The sequence below is a fragment of the Nostoc sp. FACHB-133 genome (assembly GCF_014698055.1).
Lineage (GTDB): Bacteria > Cyanobacteriota > Cyanobacteriia > Cyanobacteriales > Nostocaceae > Nostoc.
In genome coordinates, this window is the sequence record NZ_JACJSH010000005.1 from 242,177 (window position 1) to 251,253 (window position 9,077).

The window sequence follows — 9,077 nt, forward strand, 5'->3', positions numbered from 1 at the left end:
GCTACGAATTAAATTTGGCAACACTCTGCGTTCCTCTGCGTTTAAAGTAGTTTGTATTGCTGATAAACTTCACTAGCGGCACGATGCAGCAAGGAATGCCGCCAAACTAAAGATTTCATGTCATCAGCATAACCACCGCCAATAACGCAGGCGACAGGATAACCGCTACTCACACAGGTGCTTAAAACCTGCATTTCGCGGCGAAAAATGCCCGCATCGGTTAAGGCTAATTTGCCCAAGCGATCGCCTATATGAGGGTCAACACCAGCATCATAAAATACTAAGTTTGGCTTGACTTTAGACAACACATCTGATAAATAATTCGCTAAAGTTTGCAAATAAGCGTCATCTTCCATTCCCACCGGCAAAGGAACATCCAAATCGCTGTTTTGTTTTGTACCAGGAAAATTGACTTCGCAGTGCATGGAGAAAGTAAAAACGCTGTCGTCGTCTTGGAAGATATAAGCGGTACCGTCTCCTTGATGGACATCCAAATCGACAATCAGGATTTTTTGGACAAGTCCGAATTTTTGTAAAACGCGACAGGCGATCGCTAAATCGTTGAAAATACAAAAACCAGACCCATAACTGGGAAAGGCGTGATGAGTTCCACCAGCCGTATTACAGGCTAAACCATGACTTAATGCCAGTTTTGCGGTGAGTATCGTACCACCTACCGCTACACAGGTACGATTCGCTAATGCTGGACTCCAAGGCAAACCAATACGACGCTGTGCTTTGGGATCTAGGGTTCCTTCGCAATAAGCTTGAACGTAGCTTGGGGTGTGGACTAATTCTATCAATTCTAGTGGCGGACGTTCGGGGGTGTGAAATTGTTCTTGATTCGCTACACCATCAGCTAACAGCAATTCATAAAGTTGTCGGAACTTAGACATCGGGAAACGATGTCCTTCAGGTAACGGAGCAATATAATCTGGGTGGTAAATAATTGGCAAGTCCATAAGGAAAGACAATCTCAAGCAGCTAATCCGACAACAAGGTAAAATTTAGCCATAATCACAGTAAAAATGCTGTTCTTGTAAATCTAAAATTCCAAATTTAAATTAATATGATGGAATGGATTCCGCCCATAGCATTTATTCTAGCTGGCTTACTGGCTGGAATAATTGGTGAAAAAGTTATCTTCAAAAAACTGGAAATATTCGTTAATAATAAACGAATTGCCGGGGGGAATATTATATTTTACTCTCTCCACCGCATGACTTTTATTTGGTTTGTCATTGGCGGTTTCTTTTGGGCAGTTCTGAGCGCACCCATCAAACCAGATATTGCATTAGTACTGCAAAAAGTTCTGACGATTGCACTGCTGTATTCAGTAACCCTAGTTTTAGCAAGATTGACTGCTGGTTTTGTGAATTTATTTATTCGCAGAACAGAAGGGGTTCCCACATCACTAATTTCTAACCTGGCTAAAATTACTGTTTTAGTTTTGGGAACATTAATCATACTGCAAACGGTGGGTGTTCAAATTACCCCGATAATCACGACTTTAGGTATTGGTGGTTTAGCAGTCGGTTTGGCACTTCAAGACACACTTGCAAATTTATTTTCTGGGTTTTACTTAATTATTTCTAAGCAAGTTAGAACCGGAGACTATGTAAAATTAGATGCTGGGCATGAGGGATATGTCATAGATATTTCTTGGCGGAATACGACAATTAAAGAAATTTCCAATAATGTCGTTATTGTTCCTAATTCTAAATTGTCTTCGGCAATTTTCACTAACTATCATTTACCTGCAAAAGAAATTACTTTAACAATGGATGTGGGTGTCAGTTATGATAGCGATTTGGAACAAGTTGAAAAAGTGACTGTAGAAGTTGCCAAAGAAGTCATGCAAGAAATTGCACCAGAATTAAAAGACAATGAGCCATATATTAGATTTCATACTTTTAATGATTTTAGTATAGATTTTACGCTTTATATGCGCGTCAGTGAATACTTTGATCAACGGATTGGAAAACATTTATTTGTGAAAAAATTACACAAACGCTATCAGCAAGCAGGAATTCAAATTCCTTTTCCGATTAGAGAAGTGTATATGCAAGATAATTCATAAAGCCTTGGCGATTAGAAATCGCTAAGGCCAGGTGCAACTTAAATTGCTAATGCTCGTTTTTCTAATGGTAGTTCAAAGCGATCGCCTGGTTTCGGCTCAAGTACCCGTGTCGCCAGATTGTTTTTCTCTAGTAACGAACGAAATTCTTCAGCAGTTCCTTTAGTCTGAATCAATTTCATCAGCAATCCTTCAAACGCCACATCCCCACCAGCCGCCGTAGGTATTATTACTTGAGGTTGTAACAACTTTACTACTTCCAAAGCACTATTTTTACCTTTAATAATCGGCCCGAGCAAAGGCAACGTCATATCAATAAATGGTGTAATCACTACATCAATGGGTACAGCTTGCTGAAGTTGTGGAGAATGATAACCGTGAGGCTCGTAATATACAGTTAGCCCACTCTCCAATTCTTTGAGGAGATAACTATTTTCTACCAGAGTGGGGCCAATGGGGGAGCCGGGAAAAGCTTTGATTTCAACTTGATTATTTAAAGTGAAAGTTTCACCATGAGCCAATACTGTAACTTGGGTATAACCTAACTGCTGTACTACCTTGGCAGCATTGGGAGAGGCTACAACCTTGATGCTGTGGTCGAGTACCTGAAGCGTTGGTGGGTGAGCGTGGTCTTCTAAACCCTGAGACAACAGGATCAGGTCAATATTATCTGGTATTGGGCGATTTTGCGATCGCGAACCTTTAAATAACCAATCCAAATTGCTGAAAATTAACGAACCAACCAGCCAAGGGTCAATCAGTATTCTTTTCCCACCAATTTCCAGTAACCAAGAGTTGCTGTCAAACCAAGTTAAAAACATAAATTTTGTGAAGATAACGCCTACCTTCATTATCAATCGTGTCAGCTTTCTTAGTAAGCACTGAGGCCAATACCTACATTCGTCCGGTCAAGTATACACACGGGTTTTTTTTTATGTCTGATCTTGGTTTTACTCACATTGCACTTGCAGTTACTAATATTGATGCAAGTATCTCATTTTATGCAAAGTATGCCCAGATGAAAGTTGTGCATCGTCGCACCGATCAAACTACTCACGTAGATGTTGCTTGGATTAGTGACCTAACTAGACCTTTTGTAATTGTCCTAATTAAAGCAGCTAAAGTAGAAGGCTCACTGTCACCACAATCCCATCTTGGGGTAGCTTATCAGAATCGTGAGGCAATTGATCGCCTGTGCAATGAGGCACGTGCTGAGGAAATACTGCTAGATGGCCCAAATGACTGGGGTTTTCCGGTTGGTTACTGGGCTTATATTCGAGACCCTGATGGTCATACACTGGAAATTTCCTATGGTCAGGAAATTAGTTTTACAGTTGAGCAAGCTAGAGACGCGATTAATCGCGTCTCTTAAAAAAATGGTGTTACTTTTTACCAGGGGTGCGTCCACCTTCGTCGTTACTGCCACCATGAGGATGGGAATTGCCTGGGTCACATCCCTCAGAACCATTACCAATTCCTTGGTTACAGTGGCGACGTGGTTTTACGCCCTCTGTGGAAGTTTCAGTCTGCTCTTCCACTGCAACTTGTTGTTGTTGTTGTCCAACGACATACTGCGAGGAAATGCTTGCTACCTCTCCGGTGCTAGATAGAGCTTGGTATAGCAAAGCAGACACTTCAGACCTGGTTGCTACTCGTTCAACATTTAGCAAGTTCACATTGGGATAGTTGACGACTATACCGCGTTGTGTTAAGGCTGCAATCAGACTGCGATATTCACTACGAATACTAGTTGCATCGCTGTAAACAGATAAGATTGTATCCGTTGAACCACTGCTTTTATAATTTAATCCCTGCGCTAATGCTACCAAAATGTCAAGGCGAGAAAGGCTTTGACTGGGGTTGAAACCTTTGCCAATAACAGCGTTTAAAAAGCCCATTTGATAAACTTCGCTGATGGCATTGTAAGCCCAATATTGAGTTGAAACATCCTTAAAAGCGATCGCTCGACGAATTTTCCCCTTGGTAAACGCTTTCCGCAACATTGCCGCAAATTGAGCGCGAGTTACTGGTGCATCCGGGCGGAAAGTCCCATCAGGAAAACCTTCGAGAATTTCCATTGAGGCCAATTCGGCAATAAAATCTTTAGCCCAGTAATCTGTGGAAACATCAGAAAACCCAACCTGGAGAGCGCGAGACATCCCAACTTGGCGATAATTCATCAGCATTTGGCTGATGTCGTAGCTAGAGTTATCGCTGACTTCAATCACCTGCACCAAACTACCTGGAGTAGCTTGCAAAGCCTCTGCCAAGTCGGAACTAAAGACGCTTATGAATGACTGACGCACTAAAGCATACTCACCCTGAGTGAAAGAAGCGGGATACACGCTGGTTCCTGCAATTGTTGATAAACCTTCTACTTGGAACTGACTACCTTGGAAGCTTTGGGAACTGCTCAGAAAACTAACACGTTGGTCGCTGACTTGGGTGAAGTAGTCGTAGGTGGTGGTACCTGCGTCAATAGTGCCGTTTTGGTCAGCATCAACACCATAAACAGTGCGAACGACTTGATATTCTGTAGGTTTAGCTGACAAAACCAGGTTAACTGTAGTATTTGCCGATAAACATTCAAATTCGCTGTAGCCAATAAAGCGGTTTTGAACATCATACAATCGCACGACGATGCGATCGCTAGCTTTTAACCCCTTAGCAAATTTTGCTTTTTGCTTAATCTTGTATTTGTAATCACCCAAAAACCGCTCTTTTAAATAGCCCTTGCCACCTTTACTCTTGACAGAAATGCGAGCAATCACCTCTGACAAGTTACCGGATGGTTCCCAAATGGCAAGGCTAAAACCTGTTTTTTTGCCTTTTGTAGAAACACTACTACGGCTTTCTGTAGTGATAGTTTGCCGCTCAATAGTAGTACGACTCCTAGTTTCTACTTTTTTATCGGCTAAAAGTTGTTGACTTGTGGAATTATCAGATATTTGGGCGACGGTGGTAGCAAACCCTGAAGTTGCAGATGCAGAAGCTATTGGCGAAAATATTGCCACAGAGGTTGCAGCTAGAACAAATTGGCTAATTTGAGCAAAGTAACTTTGATTCATGTATTTCATCTCACACTACCATTCGTCTAAAAAATCACAGGGGTATTTGGTATCCCTTGACTCATTAATCCCTTGGCGTGGATGAAACTAACATCTAATCAGTGGCGAGTTATGAGGTCAGAGAACATTAATATATTTGAAGATACACTTTATGAATCTTATTAATGACTGTAACTACACAACAGCTTGCAACTCAAGACGCTTTTGAAAAATTCATTTGGACTTGGCAGGGCTACAAAATTCAGTACACTGTCATGGGTACTGGACGACCTATGGTACTGGTTCACGGCTTCGGTGCTTCCATTGGACACTGGCGTAAAAATATCCCAGTTTTAGCTGATGCTGGCTACCAAGTATTTGCCATAGACCTTTTAGGTTTTGGTGGTTCCGATAAAGCGCCTATTGATTACAGCGTGGAAGTTTGGGTGGAACTGCTGAAAGATTTCTGCACAGCACATATACACGAACCTGCTGTATTTATTGGCAACTCCATCGGCGCACTTTTGAGCTTAATTGTCCTGGTAGAACATCCAGAAATTGCTGCTGGTGGTATTTTAATTAACTCTGCGGGTGGCTTGAGTCATCGTCCCCACGAACTGAATCCACCGCTACGGATGGTGATGGCAGCTTTTAATCGGTTTGTGCGATCGCCAATTACAGGTAAATTTGTCTATAACCGCATCCGTCAAAAAGCCCAAATTCGCCGTACTCTCTACCAAGTTTACCGGAACCGTGAAGCCGTCACCGATGAATTAGTCGATTTACTTTATACACCCTCTTGCGACCCAGGAGCGCAACAAGTCTTCGCTTCCATTCTCACAGCCCCTCCTGGCCCAAGCCCAGAGGAACTTTTGCCCAAAGTAGAACGTCCTCTATTAGTAATTTGGGGTGCTGATGATCCCTGGACACCAATTACCGGGGCAAAGATTTACGAAGAGGCGCGTGAGAATGGCAAAGAAATCAAAATAGTCCCCATTCCGAATGCCGGTCATTGTCCGCACGATGAGGTTCCAGATGTTGTCAATGCTCAGATTATCGATTGGCTAACGCAAAATTAGTAATTTTATGCCAAGACGCAAATACAAAGATATTTTCTGTCCATGCGTCTTGGCCTATGCAGAGTAGAAATGGAGCTAACAATCTGGGTGAGTGGCTCTTAATCTTTCTAATTGCATCTTGACAGAATCAAACTCGTATGGTGTGTAATGGAGCTTGATGTGCGTAATGGACATAAAGAGGTAATTCCCTCAAATCACCATCCAGATTTTTCTCAACAAGGCTATCAAGTTATCAGCGAACTGGGACGCAACCGGGAAGGAGGACGAATTACTTACTTAGCTAATCTCCTCAACTCTAAGCAACAGGTAGTGATTAAAGAGTTTTGTTTTGCTCGGGCCGATGCTGATTTGTCAGGTGTGAAAGCATATCAGCGCGAAATCGAAATTTTGCAGCAACTCAATCATTCTCGCATCCCTCGCTATTTAGATTCCTTTGAAATACCAGGGGCTTTTTATCTGGTACAGGAGCATAAAAATGCCCCGTCTTTAGGCTTAAAAAACAGCTTTCATCCAGAAGATATTAAGCAAATTGCTCTGTCAATTTTAGAGCTTTTGGTTTATCTACAAAAGCAAGTTCCGCCAATTATTCATCGGGATATCAAACCAGAGAATATTTTGGTTGATGAGCAACTAAATGCTTATTTAGTTGATTTTGGATTAGCTAGGATACAGGGTGCAAAAATAGCTCTTAGCAGCTTTGTCGCAGGAACCCCAGGTTTTATGCCACCAGAAGAACAGTTTGGTCATTCCCTGACTGAGGCATCAGATTTATATAGTTTGGGAGCAACACTAATTTGCTTACTTACTAATACCCGTTCTGTTGATATTGGAAAATTAATTGATGATAACTACCGCTTTAATTTCCAGCAATTAGTTCCTCAAATCAGTCCGCGTTTTCGATGGTGGTTAATGACAATGGTAGAACCTAACCGAAACCGTCGCTATGCTAATGCGGCTATTGCTTTAAAAGCACTTGAGCCAATTGAGGTTGTTGGTACTGCCACTGGAATAGATAATTTAATCAGTACAATCAAACTTAGAAAACGAGCTACAGTGCTGGGATTAGCCACTGTTATTACACTAGCTGCGATGGGGGCAACTTTGATGAGTTGTCAGCCTGGTAGTGCGGTTAGGCAATTGCTGGAAGCAAGAGAATGTCAAAGCTTGGATTTAAACGCAAGTTGTCAACAAAAAACCGGAAATTCAGATTAATTAGGTTGCATCTGGCTAAGGATTACAGTCGTTTGCAATTGAATAGACTACATGAGTAGGGGCCCAATATATTGGGCCCCTAAAATTATATGTATTCCACCCTTGTGAAAATTGCTGTCATTTTCACGAGTATTAAAGACTCGTCAACGGAGTTCAAAGGTGGATGAATCCGGTTCAAATACTCGTCAGATGATGGCAAATCGCGCTGTGGATGTAGGCACAACTGAAGCGTTAAAACTCCGCAGTATGGGGTTAGTTCTGTTTCAAGGCAATAAAGTAGTGCCACTGTGTAAATTGTATAGTCAATGTTTTTGCGTAGGCGTAGCCCGCCGCAGGCATCGCTTGGGAATTAAAAATTAAGAAAGTAGATTAGGGGTGCAATAAGGAGGCTTTCATCTCCAATTACCATTTAGCAAAAAGGATCAACAATGGTTCAATTTATTCAAGGAAGAGATATAACCTTAGCCCAACTCATCGATCAATTTGGGCTACAACGTGCAGACAACGAACAGTTTTTTTCAGAGTGGCAGCAAGATTTACCTGAGTTGAGTGACTTAGAAAAGCAATCTCTCAACCAAGTCAAGGCAGAATATTTGCATTTATCACGCTACCAAATTTTAGAACCTGTAGTCAAAATGGTGGTGCTATCTCCAATATTGCGTCTAGCAGGTTTTTATCAACCGCCTTTTTACATTGCGTCGGAAGAAGAGGTAAGAATTTCTTCTGAAGACGAAGGCACAATTATTAGAGGACGTATTGATATCTTGGTGTTTCATCCTCCATTTTGGGTTCTCGTTATTGAGGCGAAACGAGCAGAATATTCTTTGGAGGTAGCAATTTCTCAAGCATTGGCTTATATGTTGGCTAATCCTGGTAATGATAAACCTACATTTGGTTTTGTAACCAATGGTCGAGAATTTCAATTTATTAAATTAACGAAACAGGGTACACCAAAATATGAATTATCTTACACATTGTCGCTTAATCGTGGAGATGACCTAAATACTGTGGTAAAAGTGTTAAAACGTCTAGCTTATTTAGTTTCGTAGTAGCATGTCAAGTTTAAATTGATGGGTAAGCAAGTTCGTAGTAAGGACTTTAGTCCTTATCTTCCAAGCACTAAAGTCCTTACTACAAACCCTCAAAACTCGATTTCATAATTTTTAATTTTTAATTTTTAATTTTTAATTGTTTATGACCCAATACGGTTCGGTTAAGCTCTAAGCTCAAAAACAGGCAGACTGAGGGTTGTCACCTAAGTGTACTTACGCCGTATCATTGAAGTGACGTGGTGCTTTTCCTCCTGGAATCTGGCAACTGCGAACTTTCTTGGTTGAACTGAGGCAGTCTGCTGTTGAGCCTGCTCAAACGATTGCTCAACTACTGCTTAGTTCAGTGTTGTTGAAAGGAGCATTGAACTCCCATACAATTTATGTCTGCTGAGTCACCCGTCCCCAAGGATACATCCGACTCACTCCCCGTCAAACCAGACTCGGAGCCAAATCAGCCATCCCAAACCAATGCCCCTTTTCCAGTGGTGGGAATTGCCGCTTCTGCTGGCGGGCTAGAGGCATTTACGGAACTGATCCGCCATTTGCCAACGGATACGGGCATGGCGTTTGTGCTAATTCAGCATTTGTCTCCTGATCATGAAAGCCTGCT

General features: G+C 41.8%; 10 protein-coding genes. 7 read left to right on the forward strand and 3 right to left on the reverse strand.

What is annotated here, in order from left to right; translation table 11 throughout:
• Positions 1 to 41: 41 nt before the first annotated feature.
• Positions 42 to 962: a histone deacetylase family protein gene (locus tag H6G86_RS06645; RefSeq protein WP_190933658.1), complete on the reverse strand. Its 921-nt coding sequence runs from the start codon at positions 960 to 962 to the stop codon at positions 42 to 44.
• A 107-nt stretch (positions 963 to 1,069) separates the two neighbouring features.
• On the opposite strand from H6G86_RS06645, the gene H6G86_RS06650 reads away from it, so the two are divergent.
• Positions 1,070 to 2,080 (forward strand): mechanosensitive ion channel family protein, encoded by a 1,011-nt coding sequence (locus H6G86_RS06650; protein ID WP_190933659.1) that lies wholly within the window; start codon positions 1,070 to 1,072, stop codon positions 2,078 to 2,080.
• A gap of 38 nt (positions 2,081 to 2,118) precedes the next feature.
• Here H6G86_RS06650 and H6G86_RS06655 read toward each other — a convergent pair whose 3' ends face one another.
• Positions 2,119 to 2,898, reverse strand: coding sequence for an MBL fold metallo-hydrolase (locus H6G86_RS06655; RefSeq protein ID WP_190933660.1), 780 nt, complete (start codon positions 2,896 to 2,898; stop codon positions 2,119 to 2,121).
• A 113-nt stretch (positions 2,899 to 3,011) separates the two neighbouring features.
• Between H6G86_RS06655 and H6G86_RS06660 the strand changes: the two genes are divergently transcribed.
• The gene (locus tag H6G86_RS06660; protein ID WP_190933661.1) at positions 3,012 to 3,449 is read left to right on the forward strand and encodes a VOC family protein; all 438 of its coding nucleotides are present in this window, start codon (positions 3,012 to 3,014) and stop codon (positions 3,447 to 3,449) included.
• 10 nt (positions 3,450 to 3,459) lie between these two features.
• On the opposite strand, the gene H6G86_RS06665 is transcribed toward H6G86_RS06660, so the two are convergent.
• On the reverse strand, positions 3,460 to 5,145 hold the full coding sequence (locus H6G86_RS06665; RefSeq protein ID WP_190933662.1) for an S-layer homology domain-containing protein: 1,686 nt from the start codon (positions 5,143 to 5,145) through the stop codon (positions 3,460 to 3,462).
• A 164-nt stretch (positions 5,146 to 5,309) separates the two neighbouring features.
• Here H6G86_RS06665 and H6G86_RS06670 point away from each other — a divergent pair, with 164 nt between their 5' ends.
• The 5 genes from H6G86_RS06670 to H6G86_RS06690 form a co-directional block, all read left to right on the forward strand.
• Positions 5,310 to 6,203, forward strand: coding sequence for an alpha/beta fold hydrolase (locus H6G86_RS06670; RefSeq protein WP_190933663.1), 894 nt, complete (start codon positions 5,310 to 5,312; stop codon positions 6,201 to 6,203).
• A 147-nt stretch (positions 6,204 to 6,350) separates the two neighbouring features.
• A complete protein-coding gene (locus tag H6G86_RS06675; RefSeq protein WP_190933664.1) occupies positions 6,351 to 7,415 on the forward strand; it encodes a serine/threonine protein kinase in 1,065 nt (354 codons plus the stop codon).
• A gap of 159 nt (positions 7,416 to 7,574) precedes the next feature.
• Positions 7,575 to 7,775, forward strand: coding sequence for an AAA-like domain-containing protein (locus tag H6G86_RS06680; protein ID WP_313930614.1), 201 nt, complete (start codon positions 7,575 to 7,577; stop codon positions 7,773 to 7,775).
• Between the two features lie 68 nt (positions 7,776 to 7,843).
• Complete coding sequence (locus tag H6G86_RS06685) at positions 7,844 to 8,464, forward strand: type I restriction endonuclease (RefSeq protein ID WP_190933665.1); 621 nt, start codon at positions 7,844 to 7,846, stop codon at positions 8,462 to 8,464.
• Between the two features lie 383 nt (positions 8,465 to 8,847).
• On the forward strand, positions 8,848 to 9,077 hold a 230-nt coding region (locus H6G86_RS06690; RefSeq protein ID WP_190933666.1), incomplete at its 3' end, for a chemotaxis protein CheB.

Coding starts and splice junctions, on each gene's coding strand:
- H6G86_RS06665 (WP_190933662.1), bottom strand. CDS start 5,145: ATGAATCAAAGTTACTTTGCTCAAATTAGCCAATTTGTTCTAGCTGCA.
- H6G86_RS06670 (WP_190933663.1), top strand. CDS start 5,310: ATGACTGTAACTACACAACAGCTTGCAACTCAAGACGCTTTTGAAAAA.
- H6G86_RS06675 (WP_190933664.1), top strand. CDS start 6,351: ATGGAGCTTGATGTGCGTAATGGACATAAAGAGGTAATTCCCTCAAAT.
- H6G86_RS06685 (WP_190933665.1), top strand. CDS start 7,844: ATGGTTCAATTTATTCAAGGAAGAGATATAACCTTAGCCCAACTCATC.
- H6G86_RS06650 (WP_190933659.1), top strand. CDS start 1,070: ATGATGGAATGGATTCCGCCCATAGCATTTATTCTAGCTGGCTTACTG.
- H6G86_RS06655 (WP_190933660.1), bottom strand. CDS start 2,898: ATGTTTTTAACTTGGTTTGACAGCAACTCTTGGTTACTGGAAATTGGT.
- H6G86_RS06645 (WP_190933658.1), bottom strand. CDS start 962: ATGGACTTGCCAATTATTTACCACCCAGATTATATTGCTCCGTTACCT.
- H6G86_RS06660 (WP_190933661.1), top strand. CDS start 3,012: ATGTCTGATCTTGGTTTTACTCACATTGCACTTGCAGTTACTAATATT.